A 26,786-nucleotide genomic window follows, 5' to 3' on the forward strand; every position below is an offset into this window, starting at 1 on the left:
CCGTGGATTAAAGCGTAGGTGATGAAGAATTCTTGCGCTGGCCGATCAGCGTCAGCAGCTCATCCACAATGGTAGTGGTGGCGTGGGGGTAGGCCATCTGGCGGGCATTACGGCTTAGCTCAGCTAAGCGGCTGGGGTTAGCCAGCAGGCTAAAAGCTTCGTCGTAGAGCCGTAGGGTAGCTTCCGCGTCGGGTACCAGCAGCGCCGCGTGGCGCTGCACCAAGGCCAAGGCGTTTTTGGTTTGGTGGTCTTCAGCCACGTTGGGCGAGGGCACCAGGATGCTCGGCTTGCCCGTGAGGCACAGCTCGGACACTGACAGCGCCCCGGCCCGGCTGATTACGACGTCGGCCGCGGCGTAGGCCAAGTCCATGCGGCGCACAAACTCCAGGGCCTGCAGGTTGTGCGCGGCGAAGGGCGCGGCCTGCTCCTGGGCCGTCGGGAAATATGCCTTACCGGTTTGCCAGAGTAGCTGCACGCCTGCTGCTTGGAGCCGTGGTAGCGCTGCCGCCGTGGCGTGGTTGAGCGTGCGGGCCCCCAGGCTGCCTCCTATTACCAGTACTACCGGCCGGTCCGGAGTTAGGCCGAAGAAGTTGAGGGCTTCAGCCCGCTGCCCGCCCGCAATTTCGGTGCGGACAGGGTTGCCGGTGAGCACCAGCTTTTCGGCCGGAAAAAACTTTTCCATGCCCTTATAAGCTACGCAGATGCGCGCCACTCGACGAGCCAGCAGTTTGTTCACGAGGCCCGCGTATGAGTTCTGCTCCTGAATAAGGGCCGGAATACCGCGGGAGGTAGCAGCCAGCAGCACCGGAGCCGAGGCGTACCCTCCTACCCCAACGACGGCATCGGGCCGAAACTTCTCGATGAGCTTGCCAGCTTTGCGCACGGCGCGCATTACCCGAATGGGAAACAGCAGGTTCTGGGGCGAGAGGCTGCGCTGCAGGCCCGTAATATCCAGCCCTACAATTTCGTAGCCAGCCTCCGGCACGCGCGTCATTTCCATGCGGCCGTTGGCGCCCACAAACAGGATTTCCGCTTCCGGATGCCGACGGCGCACTTCGTTGGCAATGGCTACGGCCGGAAAAATGTGGCCGCCGGTGCCGCCGCCACTGATAATTAACTTCATGTGTAAGCTCTTAGCTACTAGGCCACGCCGCCGTTATGCGTACTGGGATACCCGGGGAATACGGGCGGTATCGGCCGGCTCGCCCACCATCGGGCGGATTTCCCGCTCGCCCCGGCTCACGGCCAGAATAATCCCGATACTGATACCCGTGAAAATAAGCGAGGTGCCGCCCATGCTCAGCAAGGGTAGCGGCAGGCCGGTAATGGGACCCAGCCCCACGGCCACGCCCATATTTACCATGGCCTGCAGCACCAGGCTAAAGCTCAGCCCCGCCGATAGCAGCCCCCCGAAGGCGCCGTAGCTGTTTATCACCGTTTTCAGCCCCCGGTACAGAAAGGCTAGGTAGAGAAACACTACAATGGCCCCGCCAAACAAGCCGTACTCCTCAATGATGATGGCGAAGATAAAGTCGGAGTATGGGTGAGGCATGATGTTGCGCTCCGTGCTTTTGCCCGGGCCTTTGCCGAACAGGCCGCCTGTGGCTTCAGCAATATAGGCGTGCTCCAGCTGAAAGGGCACTGGCTTGCTCGAGTCAGTAAAGCTCTCGATGCGGGACTTCACTGTGCCCCAGCGCTGGCCGACCGTCAGGGCTACCCCACCCAGGCTCATTACAATTACCACGGTTAATAGCATGTGCTTGATGGGCACTCGACCGATAAACATCAGTAGCAGGCAGGTAGTAAAAAGCAGTAAAGCCGTGGAGGCATTCGACAAAATGATCAGCCCGCAAATAACACCTACCCAGATAATTACGGGTAACAGGGTCGTTTTGAAGTCCTCTACATGCTGCTGGCGGCGGCTTAACATGGAGGCTAAGTGGGAAATCAGGGCCAGCTTGGCTAAGTCCGAGGGCTGAAACGTCTGGTTGATAACCGGAATGGTCAGCCAGCGGGAGGCCCCGTTTACCTCACCTCCCATGATGTAGGTGAAAATTAGCAGGGGCACTGAAATGAGCAGGGCATAAAGCGACAGGCGCGAGTAGTAGCGGTAGTCGATGCGGTGGGCCAGCCACATGAAAAACAGACCCACGAAAATCAGGCTGGTGTGCTTGAACAGGAAATACTCCGTGTTGCCGCCCATTTTCTTGTAGGCCAGCGTACCCGTAGCCGAGTACACTACCGCAATAGAAATAAAGGAAAATAACAGCACGATGCCCCACAGCACGGGGTCACCCTTCAGGTTTTGCCGTAGCCAATTGGTAATGGGTTCCATACGGTGAAGAGGTGAGAAGGTGAAACAGGAAAGTGCAAACGCGAATGGAAGGCAGGCGCCGGAACAAGTCGGCTACCCAAAGGCTTCTTTGGTGGTTGGGTTAGCTGCCAGTTCAGCTACGGCTGCCGTGAACTGCCGCCCCCGGTCCTCATAGTTGCGGAACAGGTCGAAAGAAGCGCAGGCCGGCGACAGTAGCACGACGTCGCCGGGCGCGGCCAGGGCCGCGGCCCGCCGAACGGCCGTAACGACGCTCTGGGTTTCCTCCAGGTGCGGCACTACCCCGCTGAAGCTGGCTTTCAGCTTTTCGTTGTCAACGCCGAGGCACACCAGGGCCTTCACGCGGGAGGCGGCCAGCGGAACCAACGTGGAGTAGTCGTTGCCCTTGTCGGTGCCGCCGGCAATCCAGATGATGGGCTGCCGGATACCGTCGAGGGCGTACCAGGCGGCTTCCACGTTGGTGGCCTTGCTGTCGTTGATAAACTTGACCTCGTTGATTTCGCCCACGGGCTGCAGGCGGTGGTCGGCGTTTCGGAACGTGGCCAGACCAGCTTCAATCTGCTCGGCCGAGAGGCCCGCAATGCGGGCACAGAGCACGGCGGCCAGTATGTTCTGGCGGTTGTGCTGCCCGATCAGGGGCGAGTTGGCCACGCTTACTTCCTCCCCATCCAGGCCCAGGCCGGGCACCAGGTTGGTACACAGGCAATCCTCGCGGGTGTAGTAGCCGGCCAGCTGAAAATCGGGGCGGCGGTGCAGGCTGAACGGCAGCTGAATGACGGGCCGGAGCGCGGCCGGAAAGTAGCGCTGAATGTTCTCGTCGTCGGCGTTATAAACAAAGTACTGCTCACTGTCCTGACGCTGGGTGATGCGCAGCTTGGCTTGGGCGTACTGCTCCAGGGAGTAGCCGTACCGGTCGAGGTGGTCGGGGGTGATGTTGAGCAGCACCGAAATCCAGGGCTGAAACTCGTAGGTATCATCGAGCTGGAAGGAGCTGAGCTCCACCACGTAGTAGTCGTGGGCATTCTCTACTACCTGCTCGGCCAGGGAGTAGCCTACATTGCCCGCCAGCCCCACGTTCAGGCCTGCTTCCTTCAGCAAATGGTAAGTGAGCAGAGTCGTCGTCGTCTTGCCGTTGGTGCCAGTGATGCCGATACACTTGGCCTGGGTGTAGCGTCCGGCCAGCTCGATTTCCGAAATAATGGGCGTGCCCTGGGCGCGCAGGGCCTGTATAACGGGAGCCTTTTTGGGTATGCCAGGGCTCTTTACTACCTCATCCGCCTTCAAGACTTCCTCCAGCGTGTGCTGGTTTTCCTCAAACCGAATACCGGCCTGGGCTAGCTTTTGCTGGTAGCGCGGCTGAATGGGGCCCCGGTCCGACACAAACACGGTGTGGCCCTTGGCCTGGGCCAGCAGCGCCGCCCCTACCCCACTTTCCGCAGCGCCGAGAATAACGTAGTGCATGGTATGAGTCAGGTGATGAGGTGAGTAACGAAGTGTGAATCGGCAGGACTAATGGTCGGAAGCCGCTTACCGCAGCTTTAGCGTAACCAGCGTAATTACAGCCAGCATAATGCTGACAATCCAGAAGCGCGACACGATTTTGGACTCGTGGTAGCCCAGCTTCTGGTAATGGTGGTGCAGGGGCGACATGCGCAGCAGGCGGCGGCCTTCGCCGTACTTGCGCTTAGTGTACTTAAAATAGCTGACCTGCACCATAACCGACAGGTTTTCAATCAGAAACACGCCGCACAGCACCGGAATCAGCAGCTCCTTACGCACGATGATGGCCAGCACGGCAATGATGCCGCCAATGGCCAGGGAGCCGGTATCCCCCATGAATACCTGGGCCGGGTAGGAGTTATACCACAGAAAGCCCACGCAGGCCCCCACAAAAGCGGTACAGAAAATTACCAGCTCGCCCGAGTTCGGAATGAACATCACGTCCAGATAGTCCGCCAGCAAAGCGTTACCGCTCACGAAGCAGAAGATAGCCAGCGTGATGCCAATGATGGCCGAGGTACCGGCCGCCAGCCCGTCGAGGCCGTCGGTGATGTTGGCCCCGTTGCTCACGGCCGTGATAATCAAGATGACAATGGGAATGTAGAAGAAGGCGTAGTACTCATTGAAGAAGTCGCCGGCGGTAGCGAATAGGTCGCCGTAGTTCAGCTCGTTGTTCTTCAGGAAGGGCACCGTGGTAATCATCAGCTTCACGTCCTGGTAGACGGTGCTGGCATCCACGGCTGAAAAGGCGCCGTTGGGCAGGGCGTACTGGCGCACGGTCACGTCGTTGGAAAAGAACAGCACCCAGCCCACCGTCACGCCCAGGCCTACCTGGCCCAGCACCTTGAAGCGGCCGGCCAAGCCTTCCTTGTCCTTCTTGACTACCTTAATATAGTCGTCCACGAAGCCGATTAGCCCCAGCCAGACGGTACTCAGCAGCATGAGCACGATGTAGATGTTGTCGAGCTTGGCAAACAGCAGCACCGGCACCAGAATAGCCAGCAGAATAATCAGGCCGCCCATGGTAGGAGTGCCTTTCTTCTCGATCTGCCCTTGCAGGCCCAGGTCGCGCACCGTCTCCCCAATTTGCCGCCGCTGCAGGGCCCGGATCAGCGGGGCCCCGAAGAACTGGGCGATAATCAGGGAGGTTACTACCGCCAGCGCCGCCCGGAACGAAATGTACTGGAAAACACCCGTGCCCGGCAGGTGATGCACTTTGTAGAGGTAGTTAAAGAAGTAATACAGCATGGGCGCGGGGGTCAGCAGTTGGGGTTCAGAGGTAGTCCAAGCTGCAAAGGTTCAGTTTTTTGGGTTGAGGTCAAACGTTGCGTTTGTGCAGATTTTGGATTATTCAGCGCTATTTACCAAGCAGATTGAACATGTCGGTCAGCACGCGCTTATCGTCAAAATCAGTTTTCACGCCCTTGATTTCCTGGTAGGTTTCGTGGCCTTTACCCGCCACCAGCACAATGTCGCCGGGCTGGGCCAAAGCCACCGCCGTTTTAATGGCTTCCCGGCGGTCCGCAATGGTCAGGACTTTTCCCTGATTCTCGGCGGGCACGCCGGCCTGCATCTGGGTTAGAATGTCGTTGGGGTCCTCGAAACGGGGGTTGTCGGAAGTCAGCACGGCGCGGTTGGAGAGCTGAGCGGCCAGACGCGCCATGATGGGGCGCTTGGCCCCGTCGCGGTTGCCGCCGCAGCCCACCACGGTAATCACCTGCTGGCTAGGCTGGCGGATGTCGGCAATGGTTTGCAACACGTTTTCCAGCGCGTCGGGCGTGTGGGCGTAGTCGACGATGCCCGTAATGCGCACCCGCTCCGATACTACCGGCTCAAACCGCCCCGGCGCCGACGTCAGGCCCGACAGCACAGTGAGCACCTCCGCCGGCTCCTCACCCAGCAGCACGGCCGTACCATAAATAGCCAGCAGATTGTAGGCGTTAAACACTCCAATCAGCCGAAACTGCACTTCCCTACCGTCTACCTCCAGGTGCAAACCGTGCACGGCGTTTTCAATCAGGCGGCCCCGGAAGGTAGCGGCATTGCGCAGGGAATAGGTTTCGCGGCGGCCAACCACGTTCTGTAGCATCACCGGACCGCGCTTGTCGTCCTGGTTGGTGAGGGCGAAGGCCGACTTGGGCAGCATGTCGAAGAAGCCCTTTTTGGCTTTGAGGTACGCGTCGAAGGTGCCGTGGTAGTCGAGGTGGTCGTGGGTGAGGTTAGTAAACACGCCCCCGGCAAAGTGCAGGCCCGTAATGCGGTGCTGCACCACGGAGTGGGAGCTGACTTCCATAAACACGTGAGTGCAACCGGCCTTGAGCATCCGGGCCAGCAGCTCATTCAGGCGGATGGCATCGGGGGTGGTGTGGGTGGCCGGAATAACCTGCTCGTCAATCTGGTTCTGCACCGTACTTAGCAGGCCGCAGTGGTAGCCCAGCTCCCGGAAGAGCTTGTGCAGCATGGTGGCGCAGGTGGTTTTGCCGTTGGTACCCGTAATGCCCACCAGTTGCAGCTGGCGCGACGGATGACCGTAGAACGCAGCAGCCATCAGAGCCATAGCCTGCGCAGAGTCAGCCACTTGCACGTAGGTGGTGGCCGGGTTCAGCTCGGCGGGCAGGTCCTCTACTACGACTACAGCCGCGCCCTGCTCCACTGCTTTCGGCACAAACTGATGACCATCGGTGGCCGTGCCGCGCAGGGCGAAAAACACGGTGCCCGGCCCGGCCTGGCGCGAGTCCAGGGTAAGGCCAGTAACGGCTACCTCCGCAGGGCCGTGCTGGGCCCGGACGGTAACGGCAGCCAGCAGAGCAGAAAGGGCGAGTTCGGGGTTCAACGTGTTAGGGATGGTAAGAGGCGTACGCCTCAGGTTAGGGCTCCTGAATTATAGAGGTTGCAGTCTACGCTTTTGCCTTGGGTTTGGCTTTGGTTACTGCGGCCGTGCCTTTCGGCGCGATGGTGTTGCTGGTGGCAGTTTCCCGAGGTGGCTTGGCTGGCGCTTGCTTGCCAGGGGTAGCCGCCGGAGTGGTACGGGCCGATTTACCGCCGTTGCGGCTGGTGCTCCCCGCAGCCTCCGCTTGCCGTACCCGGCCATCGGCCAGGGTAGCCAAGCCGGGCGTGGGCGGAACGGCCGGAACAGGGGGCGCCAGACGGCCCCCGATGGGCTCCAGCTGCAATACGACGGTAGTACCGCGCCGCGCCGCAGACCCCGCCGCTACCGACTGCGTTTTTACCCGACCCGTACCCAGGGCCCGCACCCGCAAGCCGCGGTTTTCGAGCAGGAACAGGGCGTCGCGCAGGGTGAGGCCTTGCACGTTGGGCACGCGACCGGGGCGTACGGCCATGGGCTTCAAACTCAGACTTTCAGCATCGGAATCAGTGGGCGCGGTGCGCACCCAGTCCTCGGCGCCCGTGCCACCATTGTGCGTTACGCCGAGCTTGCTGAACACCATCGACAGCTCATCCTGCATACCGGCCTGTACTTCCGGCACCCGTGAGCGGCGCACCGGGGCGCGGGCCAGCAACGGGCGCTGGCTGGCTACGTCGCGGGCCATGGCTTTGTCGGCTAGCTCCCGGAACACCGGGGCGGCCACATCGGCACCGTAGATGCGGCCGTTCTTGGGCGAGTCAACTACCACGATGCAGCTGTACTTGGGGTTGTCGGCGGGGAAGTAGCCGCAGAAGCTGGTGGAGTACGTGCGGGTGTAGGCGCCGTTCTTGAACTTCCAGGCCGTGCCGGTTTTGCCCGCAATGAGGTAATCGTTGGTGCGGATGCCGCGGGCGGTGCCGTGCTCCACTACCCCTTCCATCATGGCGCGTACTTTCTGCAGGGTTTCATCGGAGCAGATCTTGGGGTTGAGCACCTGGGTTTCAAACCGTTCCAGCACCTTGTCGGCCTGCTTGATTTCCTTAACAATCATGGGCTGCACCTTCACGCCGCCGTTGGCCACGGCATTGTAGAAGGCCAGCGTTTGCAGCGGGGCCAGCTTCAATTCGTAGCCGATGCTCATGGTCGTGAGCGAGGTGCGGCTCCAGCTTCGGTCGCGGGGGTCTTTGATGTAGGGGCGGGCCTCGCCGGCCATCTGGAAGCCCAGGGGCTTGTCCAGCCCGAAGCGCTTGAGGTAGTCGGTGTACTTCTCGGGGTTCTTGCTGAAGACCCGGTCGGCAAGCACGGCCACGCCGATGTTGGAGGATTTCTCGAACACCTGCTGCAGCGTGATGCGGCCGTAGGGGTGGGAATCGGTTTTCACGGCTCCGCCAATCTTTTTGGAGCCCGTGTTGCCGGTATTAATGGTGTCGGTTAGCTGCAGGTCGGGGTCTTCTTCGAAGGCGGCCATCATGGAGGCCAGCTTGAAGGTAGAGCCGGGCTCGGTACGGCCCTGGTCGGCAATGGCGTAGTTGTAATCTTCGCGGTACACGCCCTCATCCACCTTGCCCAGGTTGGCTACGGCCTTGATTTCGCCGGTCTTCACCTCCATCAGAATGACGGTACCGTACTGGGCGTTGTTTTCCACCAAGGACTTGTACAGGGCGTTTTCGGCCACGTCCTGGAGGTTGATATCCAGGGTGGTTTTCACGTCGTAGCCAGGCTGGGGCTTGACCTCGGTGCCGTCGTAGATGGGCTTGTTGCCGCCAGGCAAGCGCTCAAATAAGGCCTCGCCATCTTTGCCCGCCAAGTGGCGGTTGAAGGTAAATTCGAGGCCCGCGCCGTTCTTGTCCTCGTTCACGAAGCCAATGGTGCGCTGGGCCAGCCCGCCGAAGGGCCGGAAGCGCTTGTCCACCTTCTCGAAGATGGCGCCGCCCTTGTTCTTACCCTCCCGGAAAATGGGCCACTTGGCTAACTCCTTTTTTTCCTGGAAGTTTATTTGCCGGGAGTTCAGGCGCAGGTAGCGCACCGAGGGCTTAGCATACTTTGCGTTTTTAAGCCGGCGCTTGTATTCTGATTTCGTTCGGTCGCCGAAAAAAGCGGAAAGCATTCCAGCCAACGAGTCTACTTTCTGTTCGAACAGCGCCGAATTTACTACGCTGGGGTCCCAGGCCACCCGGTAAAAGGGCAGGGAGGTGGCCATGATGCTTTCGTTGTCGGAGTAGATGTTGCCGCGGGTGGCGAATACGGGCTGGTACACGATGCGGCGCTCCTGCTCCAGGGCGCTCCACTTGGCCCCTTCCGTGAACTGCACGTGGGTCACGCGCCAGATAATGGCGCAGGAAAACAGGCACACACCCAGAAAAGCCAGCCGGACGCGGGTGACAATGCTTTTTTTAACGTTTCCTTTCATTGCGGCGGGTAGGAGCTGAACGATTGGAAGATGCGGGGTCAGCCGTGGCGGGCTCCCCGTTAAGATCAGTACCGATGGGAACGGGCGGGGCGCCTACCTCCACCGAGTCGCCGAGGGACGGGCCGCCGGCACGGCGCAGGGAGTCGGCCTTGGCCCGGGCCGTCATGGCGGCCACCGAGTCGGCCGTCAGGATGGGCAGCCTGTCCAGCTCAGCCTCGTCGAGGCGGCCGGCGGGCACGCTGATGCGGAAGGGCGGCGAGGAGCTTTCCACCAAGCCGTAGGCGGCTACCTTGCGGGCTACCTCGCTTTGCTTGCTGGCCTCCATGTAGTCTGATTTCAGGGTTGTGTAATCGGCGCGCAAGTCCTCCGTCTCCACTTTCAGCTTCTGAATGCTGCGGTTCATGCGGGTGGCGTAGTGTGTGTTGCCGATGTAGACCAGGGTCAGGAACATCACGAACAGCAGATGGGGTAGGAAGCGCACGGGCAGGCCCTCCCGAAACAGGCCATCAACCGGGGTGGCCCGCTCCAGCAGGGAAAACACGCTCCAGGTGCTGCGCTTGGGCGTCGTCAGGCGCGGCTCCTTGGGCTCCCGCGGAGCCTTGGTGGGCCGCACGGGCGGAGGCGTGGGTTCCGGCTCCGGCGGGCGCACCGGCTCCGGCGCTATGGGCGCTACCTGCCGCGGGGCATTCACGCGGGGGGTGGGGGCAGATTTTACGGTATTGACGGCCACGGATGGTGCTGATTGGGGTAGCGTGCAGTTCTATTCTTTGCGGATGGCAATGCGAAGCTTGGCGCTCCGGGCCCGGCTGTTCAGAGCTATTTCCTCCTCCGAGGCTTCCACCGGCTTGCGCGTGAGAGCCTCGAAGGGCACGTTGGTGCGGCCAAACAGGTCCTTGTCCACTTCGCCGAAGAATTTGCCCTTGGCAATGAAGTTCTTCACCAGCCGGTCTTCCAGGGAGTGGTAGCTCATCACTACCAGCCGGCCGCCGGGGCGCAATACTTGTGCCGTTTGTTCCAGCATTTCCTGCAAGGCGGTCATTTCATCGTTGGCCTCAATGCGCAAGGCCTGGAAAACCTGGGCCAGGTACTTGTTTTCCTTGCCCCGGGGGGTGCAAGGTGCAATGGCCTTTTTCAGGCCCGCAATGGTGCTGATGCTCTGCCCGCGCCGGGCCGCTACCACGGTGGCAGCCAGCGTGCGGGCGTTGGTGACTTCCCCGTACATGCCGAAAATACGGTGCAAATCGGCCTCGGAGTATTCATTAATAATGTCGGCGGCCGAGGCATCGTCGCCGTCGGGGTTCATGCGCATGTCCAGGGGCCCATCGAAACGGGTGCTGAAGCCCCGCTCCGGCGTATCAAACTGGTGGGAGGACACGCCCAGATCGGCCAGCAGCCCGTCCACCGGCAGGGCGCCGTGGCGCTGCAGCTCCTGAAACAAGTGGCGGAAGTTGCTCCGAATGAACGTGAACTGGGGCCGGGCCAGCTTCTCAGCCTCGCGCTCCGCATCGGCATCCTGGTCAAAGCTATAGAGGTGGCCGGTTCCGGCGAGGCGCTCCAGAATACGGGCCGAGTGGCCGCCGCCACCAAACGTCACGTCTACGTAGCGGCCCGTGGCCTGCAGGTCGAGCCCTTCCAAGCACTCGCGCAGCATGACCGGGCGGTGGTAGGCGGTATCGTTGTCGTAGTGGTTCAAGGCGTTGCTCATGCGGCCAGGGGGCCGCCGGGGCCGGTTTCGGTGGTCAAAAATTTCTGCGCCAGCTTCGAGAAGCTCTGCTGGTCTTTGATGAGGAAGTCCTCGTAGCGCTCCGGGTCCCAGATTTCGCAGCGGTTACCCAGGCCCACGATGATGGCTTCCTTCTCGATGCCGGAGTACCGCAGCATGGTGCGGGGTAGCATAAACCGCCCGATGGAGTCCAGCTCCACCTCCGTCATGCCCCGGAAAAAGTTACGCTGAAACTGTCGGTACTCCTCGTTGAACTCATCCAGGGCCATGACCTTTTCGTGAATCACGCGCCAGGCGGCCCGGGGGTAGAGCACTAGGCAGGGCTCAAAACCGCGGACCAGCACCAGCTGGTTGCCCGAGGCTTCCGGCAGGTTGGCCTTGACCTTCGCCGGCAGCACCAGCCGACCTTTGGGGTCGAGCTTGCACTCGTATTCGCCGGAGAGCAGCAGGGTCATGGTGCGGGAGTGAGGTGGGCATGGGAACGGGATATAGCAAAAGTACGGAACCCGCTGGAAAAGGTCACCACGATTTACCATTTTCTACCACTCCAAAAAAAGCCTTTTCCAAGCTGTTTTAAGGGCTTTTTCAGAAACCAGCCGGCGGAGTAATTCTCACCTTGTCAGAATGGCAGAGGTGAGGTTCACATAATTTCAGAGGCCGAGGGGCAGCCCATTCCTCTGCGGACGAGGTGAAATTCTGCACTTCTTGGGCCAGATATAGCACGTGGTTTGGCAGCCCGAAAGCCTTATCTTTGTGGTCGATATGAAACGCCCGCTGCTTCATCGGCTCTTCAGCACTTGGCTGGCCTTGCTCGTCCTCACCTCCTCGGTGGGCCTGACGGTGCAGCAGCACACCTGTCGGCAGAGCGGAAGCCGTACGACCAGCGTAATTTTCAGTCCGGCCCGCCATAAGTGTCCGGCTCCCCAGCCAGCCACGGCACATCATTCGGCCAAGGCCCAGCTTACGAAGTCCTGCTGCGAATTCGGGGCCCATTTCCACAAGCTGGATGCGCCTTCCGCCGAGCTGGCCTGGGTGAAAGTGCCGCCGGTGGCCCTGGCCCCGGCGTGGCCAGCCGTTACTGGGTGGCCGGCCGTGTCGGCTACGCCGCTCGGGCAGGTAGCCGCGCGTTGGCACGCGGCGGACTCGTCGCCCCCGGCCCGGGCCGGCCGGGCGTTGCTCACGTTCGTGGGCGTGCTCATCGTCTAGAGGTTTCTCGTGCCCCGCATTTCCCGCCGCTGGTGTACTGGCAGCGGGGTTCACGAAAGAGAAACCTAACTTACTGACGATATGAATTCCTTTGCCGGTCCGGCCCGTTTGTTGACGGCGGCCAGCCTTGTGCTGGGTAGCACCCTAACGGCTACGGCCCAAACTCCTGATGCTTCTACGGCCCCCGTGCGCGGGCAGGTTCTTGATGGCACTACCAACTCGCCCGTTCCCGGCGCGGTAGTCCGCTGGCTAAGCGCCCCCACCAGCGCTGTCACCACCGACGACCAGGGCACGTTTTCCCTGGTGCGCCCCGCCGGCTCCGATGCCCGGCTGATTGTCAACTTTCTGGGTTACCAACCCGACACGGTGCAGGCTGGCGGCACCAGCTACCTGCGCATTCCGTTGCGCCGCTCGGCGGAGCTGGGCGAGGTAACGGTGGAAGGCCGGGCTCCCTCCTACTCCGGCCTCACGCCCACCAACACCCAGGTAATTACCAGCCGCGACCTGACGAAATCGGCCTGCTGCAACCTGGCAGAAAGCTTCGAAACCAACGCCTCCGTGGAGGTTTCCACCACCGATGCCGTGTCGGGAGCCAAGCAGATTCAGCTGCTGGGCCTGGACGGGGCCTACTCCCTGCTGACCATCGACAACCTGCCGGCCCTGCGCGGCCTGGCCTCGCCCTACCGCCTGGGCTACCTGGCCGGCCCCTGGATTGAGAGCATCGACATCATCAAGGGCATGGGCTCGGTGGTGAATGGCTACGAAAGCATTTCGGGCCAGGTAAACGTGCGCCTCAAGGAACCCGATAAGGCCGAGCGTTTGCTCTTCAATGCCTATGTTAACGACCTGGGCAAGTTCGACCTGAACCTGAACCTGGCTACCCCCATCAGCAAGAAAGTAAGTACGGCCCTGCTGCTGCATACCGACCACCTGGGCCAGCGCGTGGACCGCAACAAAGACGGGTTCCTGGATTTGCCGCTGGCTACCCAGTATAACGTATTTAACAAGTGGAAGTACCTCTCGGGCAAGGGCCTGGTGACGGAGGTAGGCCTGGGCGCCCTGCGCGAAACCCGGCAGGGTGGGCAGATGGGCTACCGCGAGGAAAATCCCGGCGGCTTCTACGGCACTACTCAGGAAACCAACCGCTACACCGGCTACGCCAAAACCAGCTACACCTGGCCCGGCCGACCCTACCAGAGCCTGGGGCTACTGCTCAGCGGCACCGACCACGACTTCACGTCCCGCTATGGCCTGCGTACCTACGATGGACGCCAGCGCACGGGCCTGGCTACGCTGCTGTTCCAGAGCATTCTGGGCACCACGGCCCACACTTACCGGGCTGGCCTGAGCTTCCTGCACGATGACTACCACGAGGTATACAAAACCGGCTTTACCTACCCCACCGAAACGCCGGCCCAGCGCTACGCCCGGGAGCACCGCAACCGCCGGGAGCAGGTGCCCGGCGCCTTCGCCGAATACACGTACCAGAACGCCCGCAACCTCACGCTGGTGGGCGGCTTGCGCCTAGACCGCCACAACCTGTACGGCTGGCAGCTGACCCCGCGCCTGAACGTGAAGTACGACGCGGCCAAAAACACCGTGCTGCGCCTAGCGGCGGGCCGGGGATTTCGGACGGCTAACCCGATTGCCGAAAACGTGGGCATGTTGGTCAGCTCCCGGGAGTTTGTCATCAGCCCGGTGCTGCGGCCCGAAACGGCTTGGAACGTCGGCGGCTCGTTTACGCAGTACTTCAATGCCTTTGGCCATCCGGCTACCTTCATTACCGACTACTACCACACCAAGTTTGCTAATCAGGTAGTAGCTGACCCCTACACCAACCCCGAGCGGCTCATCATCACGAACCTGGGGGTAGGCGGCCGCTCCTACTCGCGCAGCTTGCAGGCCGAAGTGCAGGTAGAGCCCGTGAAGGGCCTGCAGGCCAAAGCCGCCTACAAGTACCTCGACGTGAAGACTACCTACGACGGGCAGTTGCTACCCAAGGTGCTTACCCCGCGGCACCGGCTGTTCCTGAACCTGGGCTACGCCACGGCCTTCGATAAGTGGCGGGCCGATTTTACGGTGCAGGGCTTCGGGCGCCGGCCATTGGCTCATGCGGCGGGTAGCGGCGGCCACCTGCACGGCACCGGCGAGGCCACCCTGCCCTTCGCGCCCCGCTACGCTTTGCTTAACACGCAGGTCACTCGCGCCTTCAAACGGTTTGAGGTGTACGCCGGGGTTGAAAACCTCACGAATTACCGCCAAGCCAACCCGATTCAGGGCGCCTACGCCCCTTTCGGGCCCGATTTTGACGCGGCCATGATCTGGGGGCCCATTTACGGGCGTCTTACCTACGCGGGCCTGCGCATTACGGTCAAGTAATACCCACGTAAGTTGTGTTTTGGGCGGCCCGGGCTGCTCACTCTGGCACGTTTCTTTCAGTAGTGCTACCGGCACTTTCCCTACCCCTTTTCTTGTTTTCCTTTTATGAAACTGTTCTCATCTTTTCTGCTTGCGCTTACGTTCCTGCTTTCTTCGGTTGGCTCATTTGCCCAAACCGCCAAGCCCAAGGCCAAAGGTCCCGCCACTGAAACGCTGCAGCTGAAAACCTCAGCCGTTTGCGACATGTGTAAAGCGCGCTTGGAGAAAGCCCTGGCCTACGAAAAAGGAGTGCAGGCGGCCCTGCTCGACGTACCTAGCCAGATGCTCACCGTTACCTATCGGCCCGATAAAACCACGCCGGCTGCCCTACGCACAGCGGTACAGGAAACTGGCTACGATGCCGACAACCAGACGGCCAACGCCCGCGCCTACAGCCAGTTACCGGATTGCTGCAAGAAAACTAACAGCACCCACTAGTGCAGTAAGGCTAAAGCAAAGCCGATTCCCTACTCAACAAAAAAGCCCAACCGCTCCTGGTTGGGCTTTTTTGTTGAGCTTAAAATACCCCATCAGGCGGCAATAAGGCTGGGCGCCATGCGCACCTCAAACTGCAGATTCACCTGAAACGTGAGGGGCCGGGTGAGGCGGCGACGATTAGTGCCGGATATTTCCAGGGTAAACCAGTCGGAGCGCAGAAACTCCAGTAGGTTGGGCTGCCCTTGCAGCTCCATGTCGATGTGGGTAGACTGGATCTGTCGCGGACCGAAGGTAGCTATCGGCACTTTCCGGCTGTTGGCCGTCAGAAAGCAACTACCGCTTTCCAGTGCGCCCAGCGTTGGCGTGCCCCGGCCAATGGCCTGGCCGGGCGGCTGGTGCCAAATCAGGCAGGCCTCGCGCAGGGTTACGGCTAAAATGCCGGGGTGCGTTAGAGCGGCTAGGCAGGGCAGGGTGCCGGGCAGCGTGGTTTCGCACAAAAAAATCAGGTCCATGCCGGGGTCAATCCGCAGATTTATAGCCCGGGTACTTAAGCCAAACGCCGTGCGCAAGGAACGCCGCAGGCCCTCATGTTGAGCAATAGTCAGATCTACGCCCAGCACAACAGGTGGGGCAGCTGAGGAGGCAAAGGCAGGGGTAGGTTTCATAGCCGATGAAGGTGCGGGCAGGCGCGCTCATTCAACGAACTCTAACCAGAGCAGGTAGAGGCGCAAATGCGGCAGGATTTCCTTTTTACGCCAGAAGGTATGTAATGCGCTAATTATGATGGGGTTAAAATATAGCAACTCGGGGCACAAGTAGACCAGCAGGCCCAGGCGTATGCCTAAAATTGTTTTCTTTCAATAATTTATAAGACGATTCGATTTTATCTGTCTATATTGACCCTGTCACCCGGAATGAGCTATTTGATATGAAGATTTCTTGCCTGCTTCTAGATGACGACCCCCTCGTACTGGACCTGCTGCAGGCCTACGTAGTAATGACGGACATCTTAGACGTGAAAGCTGCCTTTACCGATCCGCTGGACGCACATCGTTACCTGATGGAGAATCAGGTGCAGGTACTGTTTTCCGACGTTACCATGCCCCACTTAAGTGGCTTGGACTTAGTACGCTCCCTGCAACAGCCCCCGCTGGTGGTCCTGATGACGGCCTACCCCCAATATGCCATGGAGGGTTTTAACCTGGATGTCATCGATTTTCTGTTGAAGCCAATTTCCCTGGACCGTTTTTTACGGGCGGTAAACAAAGTGGCTGGCATCTTGCGTGTTAACACGCTGGGCTCCGATGCCCAGGCCGACGCCCTTACCGGCTGGGGTTCGTTCTTTATCCGGACCGACGCGCAGTTTGTGCGCCTGCACTACCGGGAAGTGCTCTACATCGAGGCCCTGAAGGACTTCACGAAGATTAACACCGCCGACGGCCGCACCCATCTGACCCTCGTGAACCTGAAAAACCTGGAGGAGCAGCTGCCCCCGGGCTTGTTTGTACGCACCCACCGCTCCTACTTGGTCAATGCCGCCCGAATTGACTCCGTGAGCAACCTGGAGGTGAAAGTAGGCGGCCATGCTCTGCCGCTGGGCCAGACGTACCGGGAAAGGGTAACGGAACGCATCGTGAACCGCTCCCTGATTCGCCGTCAGAACTAATCTGATGTAGGATTCTGCTTACCTCTGCACCAACTCCTTGGCCCGCCACAGGCGCCACCAGGGCAGGTAGGGCTGGTCGTGGTGCTCGTAGTGATACCCGAAAAAGTAGCAGCTCAGAAAAGCCCACACGTGGTGCCGGAACTGGCTGCGCGACTTGTGCGGGTTATCGGGCTGGTGCTCCCCGCGGTGCGGCAGGTAGGTGCCAAAGTAGAACAGCTGCAGCGTAGCCAGAACCGCCGGCACCATCCAGAAGGCAATAACATTGGCCTGCGGAAGAAACAGCTTCAGAACGTTGTAGGTCAGGGCCATCAGCGCTACCTGCGCCAGGGTCACGTAGTTCCAGGCAAAGCGCACAAACCACAGCAGGAAGCTGGTGTGCTGCCCATCGTGGAAGTCGGGGTCGTGCTCGGTGGCCACGTGCCGGTGGTGGGCGTGATGCTTGGCGAGCATGCCCGGAAACCAGTTGAAAGCAAAAAGCCCGGCCGTTAGGGTCCCAATGAAGTTGTTTAGGCGCTTATTAGCGCTAACCACCCCGTGCATGGCATCGTGGGCCGTGATGAACAGGCCCGTATACAAGTGCATCTGCCCCAGCGCCAGCAAGTACGGCCCCGGCGTCCGCCAGTTGGGCTGGTAGAAAGCCAGCAGATAGGTTAGCAACGCGGCCCAGGCCACTAGAATCAGCACCGCCATGCCTACCCCCTTGTAGCCCAACGGCGTGGGGCGCACCCGCTGGGCGGGCAAAGCAACACTACGGACAACGGAGGACTGAACCATACGGGAAACAGGCAAGCAGTAACCAACTAAAAACAACTAGTATTCGCCGGGAAGGCGCTCCAAGCTACTGGGCTTACAGGGCCAGCAGCGCATCCCGGACCTGCTCCATCTGCCACATGGGGGTGCTGGTAGCCCCGCAAATGCCCACCGACTGGCCCGGCTGAAACCAGGAAGCACACAATTCCTCGACCTTGGAAATGAAGTGCGTGGCGGGGTTGGTTTCCTTGCACACCTGGTAGAGCACCTTGCCATTGGAGCTTTTCGTGCCCGACACAAACACTACCTGGTCAAACTGAGCCGCGAACCGGCGCAAATCTTTGTCGCGGTTACTGACTTGCCGGCAGATGGTATCGTTGGCGTTTACTTGGTAGCCCCGCTGCTCCAACTCATCCTTAATGCGGTAAAAGGAGTTGGTGCTTTTGGTGGTTTGGCTATACAGGGTGATGTTGGCGGGCAACTCATGGCGAAGTAGCTCCTCCAGGTTTTCGAACACCACGGCTTCCCCGCTCGTCTGCCCTAACAGGCCGCGCACTTCGGCATGGCCGTGCTTGCCATAAATAAAGATGCGGTCCTGGCGGTCGTAGCTGGTTTTGATGCGGTTTTGCAGCTTGAGCACTACGGGGCAAGACGCATCAATCAGGGTCAGGTTGTTTTCCATGGCCATCTGGTAGGTGCTCGGCGGCTCGCCGTGGGCCCGAATCAGGACAGCCTCATTGCGCAGCTCGGCCAGTTGCTGGTAGTCGATGATGCGCAGGCCCCGCTGCTCCAGACGCTCTACTTCCTCGTCATTGTGCACAATGTCGCCGAGGCAATACAGGTAACCTTGCTCATCCAGCAGGTCCTCAGCCATCTGAATAGCATAGATTACGCCGAAGCAAAAACCAGAATTAGGGTCAATACGGACGCTCAGGTGGTGCGGCATAGCTAACTGAGTAACTGTCGAGGTGACCAGAAGGTTACAGAGGGCAGAAGATACAAGGTGTTTATCATTTCTTCCGGTGCTGGTACCGTGTAGCGCACTCGTAACAAGCAGTACGCCCAGAAAGTTAACTCGCTGACAACCGATTGGTTGGCCCAGACAACCTACCCACAAGCTAGGCGCTACGCAGGAGCTTACCGAGCCGCCTTTTCGAAGCAGCAACTAGCCAGCCCCTACCCTTGCCCAGAGCCGGTAGCTTTGGCCGGCCCGCCGGAGGGCAGATACCTACGAGGAAAAAACATCGTGCAGTTTTGCCGCGCCACTAATTACGCCCCGGAGCAGGCCGTCTTTCTCACGGCGGCCTACTGCGGGGCGTATAAGTTCAGCAACTTGGCGCCAGCATCGCCCAGGCCGCCTTTCTTACCCTCAGAAAGAGCCGAACGCTTTACGCTGTTCCAGGTCCCGGATTACTTTTTCCTCCACTGGACTGGCCCGCAGAATCTCCCGGTCGCGCCAGAATTTGGCGTTGTAATTCTGCTTCATGGCTTGCTTGAGGTCGTTGTAGTTCACGCCCGTTGACTTGTAGCCCTTGGCGGCCGGTTTCGTAGTGTTCTGGTAGAAGAACAGGTTACCGCTGATTTCGGTGCTGTCGGGCTTGCCCTGGTAGCTGAGCACTATCGTCTGCTCGGCGCGCACGGCCTGCAAGCGGCTCAGAGAATCGGCCACCGGGCTAAACTCCGTCACCATTCGGAAGGTCTGGGAAGTAAGGGTCGTGCCCTCCGAAAACTGCAACGACATCAGGTTGCCGATGGGCACGTTGCTTTCCAAGCGCCGGATGGCCGCCGTCTTAAAGTCCAGGTACAAGGTGCCAAAGGCGGCCGGCTGGTTTAAATCCAGCCGCGGGGTAAAGTCAATAACGGCGGTTTCCTGGCCTTTGTCCTGCAGTACTTCCCGCAAATGAAACTTGAACTGCTTGTCGGCCAGGGGGCTCAGGGGCACGGCCAGGGTACGGCGGCTGGGTTTGGGCTCAAAGACGGGAATCAGGCGCACAGCGGCCGAAAAGTTGGTCATATCGACGCCGGTTTCCTCGGCAGCCGTGGCGTAGCGCGCCTGCTCCAGCTGCCAGCCGCCTACCCCCTGGTTGGTGAAACGAACGTCGTAGAAAGCGTCCAGAAACTCGGAATATTTGCCGTTGTGCTCTTGCTTCTGGCGATAAAAGGCTTTGCCGTACTGCTCCTGACGCTGGTGGCGGGCCAGCTTGGCGTAGGCCCGCTTCACCAGTTCGGTAGCCACTTGCTCGGGGTTGCGCACCCGCACCTCAGGCAGCGCTACGGTGCTGGATTTCAACACAATCAGGAGGGGCTCCGTGGCCGAAGAGACATCTACCGTGGTGGGGGCATAACCCAGGCTGACAACGGTTATTTTCCGGGGCAGACTTGCTACGCGCAAGCTGAATTCGCCGGCTTCGTTGGTAGCCGTGCCGGGCTCATTGCCGAGCTGGCCGACGTTGGCGTACGGCACAGGTTGGCGCTTTTCATCTATTACCCGGCCTTTGAGGGTAATTTGTTGAGCGTGGGCCAGAGAAGCCGTCGTAAGGGCCAGCGTCAGAGTTAGCGCGTGTTTCATCAAGTTGAACGGGAGATTTCACGGAAGGGAGAGCCACCACGGGGCGGCGAGGGTGCCCTAGAAACGTTGAAATAGGATTTTTGATGTGTTGTTACACATAATTTACAGTGGTAGCCTGCGCCACCAGCTGGGTTCAAAGATATTTCTGCGGCTTCTTCCCTCCTACCCGCCTGTCTTACAACAGTGCCCTCAGCAGCTACCTTTCTGCCAAAACAGTACAGGGCTTACTGTTCACACAGCCCAGCAAATACCTTAGTTCCAAGAGCCACCAACGAAAAAGCTCCCGTTTCCGGGAGCTTTTTAGACTAGCTTACGATGAAGCGGGTGGGGCTCCTAAAGCTGCGTTAACTTCTGAGCTTCGGCCTCCGAGACGTGGCCCCTGTCTACGAGGAAGCTGCGCACCAGCCCAAATGACTCCTCATCGAGGCCGGAGCCGGGGTGTTTCAGCAGGGTGCTGACCAGGAACTGTCGGTCTTCCTCTACGTGTGGGCTCAACCCCAGGAAGCCGGGCAGGTTGCTTTCTACGCTCAGGCGCAGGAAACGAATTTCCGCGTTGTTGGCGTCGAGCTTCACGGCCTGGTCGAACAGCTTGCTGGCGTTCTGCACGTAGGTTAGCTTGTTGAACATGGACGCGTCGCGGGCCCGGATGGCCTCGGCGGCGGCTTTGTAAGCCAGCACCACGGCATCCTGCTTGTCGTAAGCGGCCATGAGCTGGTAGAATTTCTCGCCGGCTTCCTTGCTGGTAGCGGCTTGCTGGTACTGCCGGCGCAGGTGGGCGACGGAGTACGGATTGGCTTCAGTTGACACGAAGGTGGAAAGAGTCAGAAGGAAAGAAAGGAACAGGAATCGAATCAGCTTCACGCGGCGCAGAGTAAGTAGCCCAACACAGGATGGCAGGCCGCTGCAAAGTTGCCCATAAAATTCCGGAGAAATGGGGACGGTCGCTACACCCGCGCCAGTTGGTAGCGGAAGTAAGAACCGAGCAACAGCAGCAGCTTGGTGTTATTTGGTACGCGCACCCGCTCGCCAAGGATACGCTGAGCAGGCAACTGCCGGATTTTGTGGAAGAGCTTGAGGTAGTACACGTAGGCCAGATAGACGCCCATGCGAGCCGCTCGCGGAAGCTGCACAATACCGGCGTAACCGGCCTCAAAATCGGCCCGGATGTCGGCTTCAATCGTTTGTTTCACCTCATCGGTGAACCGCTCGTACTGCACGCCGGGAAAGTATACCCGGCCTCGCTCCTGGTAGTCGGATCGAATGTCGCGTAGGAAATTGATTTTCTGAAAAGCCGACCCCAGCCGCCGCGCCGACTCGCGCAAACGGGCAAACTGGGCCTCGTCGCCCTCGCAGAAAATGCGCAAACACATCAGTCCCACTACCTCCGCCGAGCCGTAGATGTATTTCTCGTACAGGGACTGGTTGTAGCTGCGGTCGTCCAGGTCCATCTCCATGCTGTAGAGAAAGGCGTCGATAAATTCCCGGTCGATGCCGTACTGATGTACCACGTCCTGAAAGGCGTGCAAAACTGGGTTCAGGCTGATGCGCAGGTCCAGGGCCTCGTAGGTCTGGCGCTTGAAATCCTGAAACAGCGCGGCTTTGTCGTGCTCATGAAACGTATCCACGATTTCATCGGCCCAGCGCACAAAACCATACACGGAGTACACCGGCAAGTGAAACCGCCTATCAAGCGTACGAATACCCAACGTAAAAGAGGTACTGTACCGCTTGGTTATCAGCTTGCTGCACGCCCGGCTGGTTTCGGTGAAAAGGGCAACGTGGTCCATTCTGGTTGAATTAATAATCAAGAATTAGCAAGTCAGAATTGACCCGTTCTGCTGTGCTGGCGGCACCGGGCTGCTTCTGCTTTACCAATCCTTAATTCTTAATTATTAATTACTGATTCTCTTTTGCTACTTCCGCCGCCACTACCTGACCCGAAATAAGGGAGGGCGGCACTCCTGGGCCCGGTACCGTAAGCTGGCCCGTAAAATACAGATTGCTAACCTTTTTACTTTTCAGGGCGGGCTTTAAAATGGCCGTTTGCCGGAGGGTGTTGGCCAGACCGTAGGCGTTGCCTTTGTAGCTGTTGTAATCCTGCACGAAATCCTGGTGGGCGTAGCTGCGCTTGAACACTACCGCGTCGCGGATGCTGGTGCCGCAGTGGCGTTCCAGGCGCTCCATAATCAGGTTATAGTAGTGCTCCCGGGTAGCCTCGGGGTCAGGCAAGTTAGGCGCCACCGGAATCAGCAGAAACAGGTTCTCGCAGCCCTCCGGCGCCACCGAGGGGTCCGTCTGGGAGGGGGCCGATACGTAGAACAGCGGGCGGCTGGGCCACTTCGGATCCTCGTAGATTTCCTCGGCGTGCAGGCTAAATTCCTCGTCAAAAAACAAGTTGTGGTGGCGCAGCTTGGGTAGGCGCTTGCTCACGCCCACGTAGAACAGCAGGGAGGATGGGGCCATGGTGCGGGAGTTCCAATAGGCCTCGTCGTAGTGGCGCCACTCGGGGGCCAATAGGTGCTGCTCGGCGTGGTGATAGTCGGCGCCGGCCACTATTACATCGGCGGCGCGGAAACCGGCGGCCGTTTGCACGCCAGTAGCGCGGCCACGCTCCACCACAATCTGCTGTACGGCTGCGTTGTACTCAATGCTGACTCCTCGCTCCTGGGCCAGCTGCACCATGCCTTCCACAATTTTGTGCATGCCGCCCATGGGGTACCAGGTGCCCAGGGCCAGGTCGGCGTAGTTCATGAGCGAGTACAGGGCCGGCGTATTTTCCGACGTGGCCCCCAGGAACAGCACTGGAAACTCCACCAGCTCCAGCAGGCGCGGGTCCTTGAAAAACTTACGCACATGCTTGTGCATGCTCTGTAGCAAGTCCAGGCGCACGGCGTCAACTACCAGGCGGGGGTCCATGAACTCCAGCAGGGAACGGCCGGGCATATGCACAAATTTGCCAATGCCGACTTGGTACTTATACGCCGCCTGCCGCAGAAACTCATCCAGGCGGGCCGCGCTACCCGGCTCGTAGCGCTCAAACAGAGCCCGCAACTCGGGCATTTGGGCCGGAATGTCCACGGCCTCCTTGCCCTTGAAAATGACCTGATAGGAAGGATCCAGCCGCACCAGCTGGTAGTAGTCAGAAACTTTTTTGCCAAAGCGGGCAAAGTACTGCTCAAAAATATCGGGCATCCAGTACCAGCTAGGGCCCATATCAAAGGTGAAGCCTTGGGCCTGAAACACGCGCGCCCGGCCGCCGGGCCCTTCATTCTTTTCCAGTAGGGTCACGCGGTAGCCGCGTTGGGCCAGGGAAGTAGCCGCGGCCAGGCCGGCAAAGCCCGCCCCGATAACAAGTACGTGTTTGGAAGTAGCAGTAGTCAAATGAGCGGGAGTTGGTTGGGTAGGGTGAAGCGCGAAGGCGGCCGCCGGGCAACTGGCCGCGCCCCAAGTTACATACTGCCGAGCCGGGCTGATGTTTCAGCCGGCAGCCTAAAAACAGACGGGCCGCGAACCACGCCGCCAAAAGCTAACGTCGTCCGCGGCCCGCGATACGCCCGGGGCGGGTCTGTACTCTCTCCCTATTCCCTACACGCCGGGGGCGTATGTCTTCAACGCCTGCTTAAGTTCTTTGCGGGCGATATGAATACGGTTTTTAACGGTTCCAATCGGAATCTGCAGCTTTTCCGCAATTTCCAGGTACTTGTAACCGATGTAATACATCATAAACGGAGTCCGGTAATCGGCGGAAAGACCGGCAATGGCTTCGTTGATATCTGTTACTACGAAATCGGAGGTGGCTCCGTTGTGCGTAATGTAGTTTTCGTCGGTATTAAAGTACTGGAAGTACTCCGTGCTGTCAATATTGCTATTGCGCTTGGTAATCTTGTTGTAGTTGTTGATGAAGGTGTTGCGCATGATGGTGTACAACCAGGCCTTCAAATTGGTGCCCGCTTTGAACTTGTCCTTGTTCAACAACGCCTTGAGCAAGGTTTCCTGCACTAGGTCCTTGGCATCATCGGCGTCGCGGGTCAGGTTCATCGCCACGGGCTTTAGCGAGTAAGAAATCTTCTGTACTTGGTTGGTGAATTCCAAAGAGGTCATACTGTTTAGCTTTTCGTGGCAAAAAGTTAAACAAATATACGAGCGGATCGGAAAGTAGTCCGTACCTACATAGATTTATTTTTCCTACCACCCCACTCCCTTCGCAAAAACGCTTGTTTCAAACGGTAATATATTCATTACCAAGCAGTAACAGCGAAATTTTATTCTACTTGTTCTAGATTATTTCCTGACTGACTGGCTGCCAAAACTTACGCAAACGCCCGGCCGCCGGATGTTTATTCCTACGGCCGGGCGGCGGCTTTGTTGAACAAGGGTACGTTATGCTTTCATGATGCTTCGGTAGGCAGCTGCACCTCTTTGTCGCAGGCACAGGAGCATATTCCTTCGGCCAGGGCCATAAAATCAGTAATCAGGCGCAGTCGCACGGCATTTGTCGGCATCTGGAAAGGTAACTGCGCCAGCGGGCCGTACAGAAATAAGGTGATATCAGGGCAGGTCCGGCTTAGCTCATTCACAAAATCCTGTACCTCATCCCGTTCCGGAACTGCCGTCAGTACTGTGAGGGCCGCGTAGGGCTGGTAGGCACTGCAAACGGCACGGAGTTCCTGAACCGGTAAGTTCTGCCCCAGGTACAACACATGGTGCCCCCGGGCCCGCAGGATGTAGTTCATGAACAGCAAGGCCAGTTCGTGCATTTCCCTTTCCGGCAGAAATAGTACCCAGCGCCGCGCCGCGGCCGGCTGCACGGGCGCTAGCCCATCGGTAGCCGCCAGCAGCTTCTGGCGCAACAAGTTGGTGACCAAGTGCTCCTGAGCCGGGTTTACCGTGCCCGTTTGCCACATCACCCCAATGCGCTGCAGAAAAGGATAGGCTACGTGCAGAATAGCCTGCTCAAACCCGCTGCGCGCAATAGCTTCGTTCAGCAGCCGGGTGAGCTGCAATTCGTTCATTTCTAACATGGCCGCCAGCAGCCCATTTACTTGCTGGCAATAGTTATGCGAGGCATCATCGCAGGAAATAACGGCCTTGGCTAGCTCGGGCTCCGTCATTTTAGCTACCTGGGAGATGCGGTAGCCCCGGTTACACAAGGTAGCGACGTTAAGGAGGCGCCGCAGGTCATCGTCGCAGTAGGTGCGGATGTTGGTAGCAGTACGCACGGGTCGCAGAATGCCGTAGCGCTGCTCCCAGATGCGAATGGTGTGCGCCTTGATGCCGGATAGCTGCTCTAGGTCGCTGATTGAAAAATGTCCCACGGTACGGTTCTCCCTCTCAACTAATTATTTAAACCGCCGCGTTGGGCCCCTGCCGCAGCACCCGCGTGGGAGCCGGCTTACGCAGGGCCAAAGCAAAATATTTTGGTGATACCCACAGCAGGCCAAACTCCTCGGAGCCAGTGCGGCCGGTGGTTTTGTGGTGCATTTTGTGGGCCATGTTCAGGGCCCGCAGATACGTGTTGCGCGACTTGCGCCAAAACCGTAGCCGCCCATGGATCAGCACATCGTGCACGAAAAAGTACAGCGTGCCATAGGCCGCAATGCCTACCCCCATCCAGAAGCGGAAATCCTTGGCGTCGGAGCCGTAGATAATCAGCAACATGGAAAGCGAGCCATAAAAGAGAAAGAAAAAGTCGTTGCGTTCAAACCGGTGCGGGTGGCGCACGTGGTGGGAGCGGTGCAAAAACCACAGGGGCCCATGCAGCACAAAACGGTGCATAAACCACGCAACGAATTCCATTCCTAAAAAGGTAGCCGTCGTGACGGCTACGGCTGCCAGCGTTGTCATAGGGCTCAAACCGCCGCGGTGGTGAGAAGTTTGAAAAATCTAGAAAGGAGAAAGTTACTACTCTTCCCTGACTCTGCCGGTTTACCTCAACCGGAAAAACTTTGGACTACCCCAAACCGAGACCAGCCGCACCTGGAGGCGCGGCTGGTGCTGATAGGGAGTTATGCGTGGTGAATTGTACGGCAGCTTAATTATCCCAGCTGATTTTTTCCTTGGCCAGAAAGGCGGCAATACCCCGGCGGCAATCATCGGAGCCGCGGGCTTCGGCGTTTAGGCGGGCGGCGTAGCGCAGGCTGTCCTCCAGCGGCATTTCCGGAATGCGGGCCAGCATTTCCTTGGTGGTTTCCATGCTCTGGGACGAATTCTCCACGCACAGGCGGCGGGCAAAGCGGTACACGTTATCGGCTAGCTCGGCTTTGGGCACTAGGAAGTTAACCAGGCCGAACTCCAGGGCTACCTGGGCCGTGATGACGTCGCCGGTGAGCAGGAGCTGCTTGGTGCGGGCCTCCCCTATTTTGCGCAGCAGAAACACGCTGACGATGGCCGGCAGGAAACCAATCTTCACCTCCGTATAGCCAAACTTTGCCTCGGGCACGGTAAAGGCAAAGTCGCAGATGGTAGCCAGCCCGCAGCCCCCGGCCAGCGCGTGGCCCTGCACCTGCCCGATTACCACCTTTTTGAGGGTGTAAATCTGGTGGAACAGCTGCATCAGGTGGGTAGAGTCGGCCAGGTTATCGGTGTAGCCGAAGCCCTGCAGCTCCTGAATGTAGGCCAGATCGGCCCCGGCGCAGAATACGTCGCCTTCAGCCCGTAGCACGATGACCTTGCAGGCCTCGTCGTCCTCGGCAAACTCAAAGGCCTGCTTGAGCTCCGTGACAACCTCGGCGCTGAGGGCATTGCGCTTTTCCGGGCGGTTGAGCGTGATGTAGCCAATGGAATCCTGGGCTTCGTAGCGAATAAAGCGCAGGTCTTCCAATTCCTGAGTGGGCATGTTTTCCATAGTCAGGGACGTTGCAGAGCGGTGAGAGAAAACGGAGGCAGGCAGCCAGGACTTACCCAACCGA

At 59.3% G+C, this 26,786-nt stretch carries 24 protein-coding genes; 4 read left to right on the top strand and 20 right to left on the bottom strand.

Annotated elements, in window-relative coordinates; genetic code table 11:
• Positions 1-7: 7 nt before the first annotated feature.
• The 9 genes from murG to mraZ all read right to left on the bottom strand — a co-directional run bounded on the left by murG (position 8) and on the right by mraZ (position 11,286).
• A complete protein-coding gene (murG, locus tag IEW18_RS04565; protein WP_188556641.1) occupies positions 8-1,123 on the bottom strand; it encodes an undecaprenyldiphospho-muramoylpentapeptide beta-N-acetylglucosaminyltransferase in 1,116 nt (371 codons plus the stop codon).
• Positions 1,124-1,156: 33 nt separating this feature from the next.
• Entirely contained in the window at positions 1,157-2,335 is a 1,179-nt protein-coding gene (locus tag IEW18_RS04570; RefSeq protein WP_188556642.1) for an FtsW/RodA/SpoVE family cell cycle protein, read from the bottom strand.
• A gap of 72 nt (positions 2,336-2,407) precedes the next feature.
• On the bottom strand, positions 2,408-3,793 hold the full coding sequence (gene murD, locus IEW18_RS04575) for a UDP-N-acetylmuramoyl-L-alanine--D-glutamate ligase (RefSeq protein ID WP_188556643.1): 1,386 nt from the start codon (positions 3,791-3,793) through the stop codon (positions 2,408-2,410).
• 66 nt (positions 3,794-3,859) lie between these two features.
• Positions 3,860-5,080: a phospho-N-acetylmuramoyl-pentapeptide-transferase gene (mraY, locus tag IEW18_RS04580; protein WP_188556644.1), complete on the bottom strand. Its 1,221-nt coding sequence runs from the start codon at positions 5,078-5,080 to the stop codon at positions 3,860-3,862.
• Positions 5,081-5,189: 109 nt separating this feature from the next.
• Positions 5,190-6,665 (bottom strand): UDP-N-acetylmuramoyl-L-alanyl-D-glutamate--2,6-diaminopimelate ligase, encoded by a 1,476-nt coding sequence (locus tag IEW18_RS04585; RefSeq protein WP_373285700.1) that lies wholly within the window; start codon positions 6,663-6,665, stop codon positions 5,190-5,192.
• Between the two features lie 64 nt (positions 6,666-6,729).
• The gene (locus IEW18_RS04590) at positions 6,730-9,108 is read right to left on the bottom strand and encodes a PASTA domain-containing penicillin-binding protein (RefSeq protein WP_229728596.1); all 2,379 of its coding nucleotides are present in this window, start codon (positions 9,106-9,108) and stop codon (positions 6,730-6,732) included.
• Positions 9,092-9,838: an FtsL-like putative cell division protein gene (locus tag IEW18_RS21635; RefSeq protein WP_229728597.1), complete on the bottom strand. Its 747-nt coding sequence runs from the start codon at positions 9,836-9,838 to the stop codon at positions 9,092-9,094. The genes IEW18_RS04590 and IEW18_RS21635 overlap by 17 nt, the downstream gene beginning before the upstream one ends.
• A 30-nt stretch (positions 9,839-9,868) precedes the next feature.
• Positions 9,869-10,813, bottom strand: a complete 945-nt coding sequence (gene rsmH / locus IEW18_RS04605) for a 16S rRNA (cytosine(1402)-N(4))-methyltransferase RsmH (RefSeq protein WP_188556645.1) — start codon at positions 10,811-10,813, stop codon at positions 9,869-9,871.
• Entirely contained in the window at positions 10,810-11,286 is a 477-nt protein-coding gene (gene mraZ / locus IEW18_RS04610) for a division/cell wall cluster transcriptional repressor MraZ (protein WP_188556646.1), read from the bottom strand. The genes rsmH and mraZ overlap by 4 nt, the downstream gene beginning before the upstream one ends.
• Positions 11,287-11,593: 307 nt before the next feature.
• Between mraZ and IEW18_RS04615 the strand changes: the two genes are divergently transcribed.
• The 3 genes from IEW18_RS04615 to IEW18_RS04625 all read left to right on the top strand — a co-directional run bounded on the left by IEW18_RS04615 (position 11,594) and on the right by IEW18_RS04625 (position 14,893).
• Positions 11,594-12,037: an HYC_CC_PP family protein gene (locus IEW18_RS04615; RefSeq protein WP_188556647.1), complete on the top strand. Its 444-nt coding sequence runs from the start codon at positions 11,594-11,596 to the stop codon at positions 12,035-12,037.
• An 81-nt stretch (positions 12,038-12,118) separates the two neighbouring features.
• Positions 12,119-14,416 carry a TonB-dependent receptor gene (locus IEW18_RS04620; RefSeq protein WP_188556648.1) on the top strand — a complete coding sequence of 766 codons (2,298 nt, stop codon included), beginning with the start codon at positions 12,119-12,121 and terminating at the stop codon, positions 14,414-14,416.
• 105 nt (positions 14,417-14,521) lie between these two features.
• Positions 14,522-14,893 (top strand): heavy-metal-associated domain-containing protein, encoded by a 372-nt coding sequence (locus tag IEW18_RS04625; protein ID WP_188556649.1) that lies wholly within the window; start codon positions 14,522-14,524, stop codon positions 14,891-14,893.
• 92 nt (positions 14,894-14,985) lie between these two features.
• Here IEW18_RS04625 and IEW18_RS04630 read toward each other — a convergent pair whose 3' ends face one another.
• Entirely contained in the window at positions 14,986-15,558 is a 573-nt protein-coding gene (locus IEW18_RS04630; protein WP_188556650.1) for a hypothetical protein, read from the bottom strand.
• A 263-nt stretch (positions 15,559-15,821) separates the two neighbouring features.
• On the opposite strand from IEW18_RS04630, the gene IEW18_RS04635 reads away from it, so the two are divergent.
• The gene (locus IEW18_RS04635) at positions 15,822-16,559 is read left to right on the top strand and encodes a LytR/AlgR family response regulator transcription factor (RefSeq protein WP_188556651.1); all 738 of its coding nucleotides are present in this window, start codon (positions 15,822-15,824) and stop codon (positions 16,557-16,559) included.
• An 18-nt stretch (positions 16,560-16,577) separates the two neighbouring features.
• Here IEW18_RS04635 and IEW18_RS04640 read toward each other — a convergent pair whose 3' ends face one another.
• From IEW18_RS04640 to IEW18_RS04685, 10 genes are all read right to left on the bottom strand, one after another.
• Entirely contained in the window at positions 16,578-17,333 is a 756-nt protein-coding gene (locus IEW18_RS04640) for a fatty acid desaturase (RefSeq protein ID WP_188556652.1), read from the bottom strand.
• 73 nt (positions 17,334-17,406) lie between these two features.
• Entirely contained in the window at positions 17,407-18,255 is an 849-nt protein-coding gene (locus tag IEW18_RS04645; protein WP_188556653.1) for a 4-hydroxy-3-methylbut-2-enyl diphosphate reductase, read from the bottom strand.
• A 423-nt stretch (positions 18,256-18,678) separates the two neighbouring features.
• Positions 18,679-19,878, bottom strand: a complete 1,200-nt coding sequence (locus IEW18_RS04650; protein WP_188556654.1) for a carboxypeptidase-like regulatory domain-containing protein — start codon at positions 19,876-19,878, stop codon at positions 18,679-18,681.
• 333 nt (positions 19,879-20,211) lie between these two features.
• A complete protein-coding gene (locus IEW18_RS04655) occupies positions 20,212-20,739 on the bottom strand; it encodes a hypothetical protein (protein WP_188556655.1) in 528 nt (175 codons plus the stop codon).
• An 83-nt stretch (positions 20,740-20,822) separates the two neighbouring features.
• Entirely contained in the window at positions 20,823-21,665 is an 843-nt protein-coding gene (locus IEW18_RS04660; RefSeq protein WP_188556656.1) for a phytoene/squalene synthase family protein, read from the bottom strand.
• A 109-nt stretch (positions 21,666-21,774) separates the two neighbouring features.
• Positions 21,775-23,259 (bottom strand): bifunctional phytoene desaturase/3,4-desaturase, encoded by a 1,485-nt coding sequence (gene crtID, locus IEW18_RS04665; RefSeq protein ID WP_188556657.1) that lies wholly within the window; start codon positions 23,257-23,259, stop codon positions 21,775-21,777.
• Between the two features lie 204 nt (positions 23,260-23,463).
• Positions 23,464-23,979 carry a sigma-70 family RNA polymerase sigma factor gene (locus tag IEW18_RS04670; protein WP_088843003.1) on the bottom strand — a complete coding sequence of 172 codons (516 nt, stop codon included), beginning with the start codon at positions 23,977-23,979 and terminating at the stop codon, positions 23,464-23,466.
• 287 nt (positions 23,980-24,266) lie between these two features.
• On the bottom strand, positions 24,267-25,193 hold the full coding sequence (locus IEW18_RS04675; protein WP_188556658.1) for a MerR family transcriptional regulator: 927 nt from the start codon (positions 25,191-25,193) through the stop codon (positions 24,267-24,269).
• 28 nt (positions 25,194-25,221) lie between these two features.
• The gene (locus tag IEW18_RS04680) at positions 25,222-25,722 is read right to left on the bottom strand and encodes a sterol desaturase family protein (RefSeq protein ID WP_188556659.1); all 501 of its coding nucleotides are present in this window, start codon (positions 25,720-25,722) and stop codon (positions 25,222-25,224) included.
• 187 nt (positions 25,723-25,909) lie between these two features.
• Positions 25,910-26,722, bottom strand: coding sequence for an enoyl-CoA hydratase/isomerase family protein (locus tag IEW18_RS04685; protein ID WP_188556660.1), 813 nt, complete (start codon positions 26,720-26,722; stop codon positions 25,910-25,912).
• Positions 26,723-26,786 lie beyond the last annotated feature (64 nt).

Origin of the sequence: Hymenobacter glacieicola (assembly GCF_014640315.1) — a bacterium.
Classification (GTDB): domain Bacteria; phylum Bacteroidota; class Bacteroidia; order Cytophagales; family Hymenobacteraceae; genus Hymenobacter; species Hymenobacter glacieicola.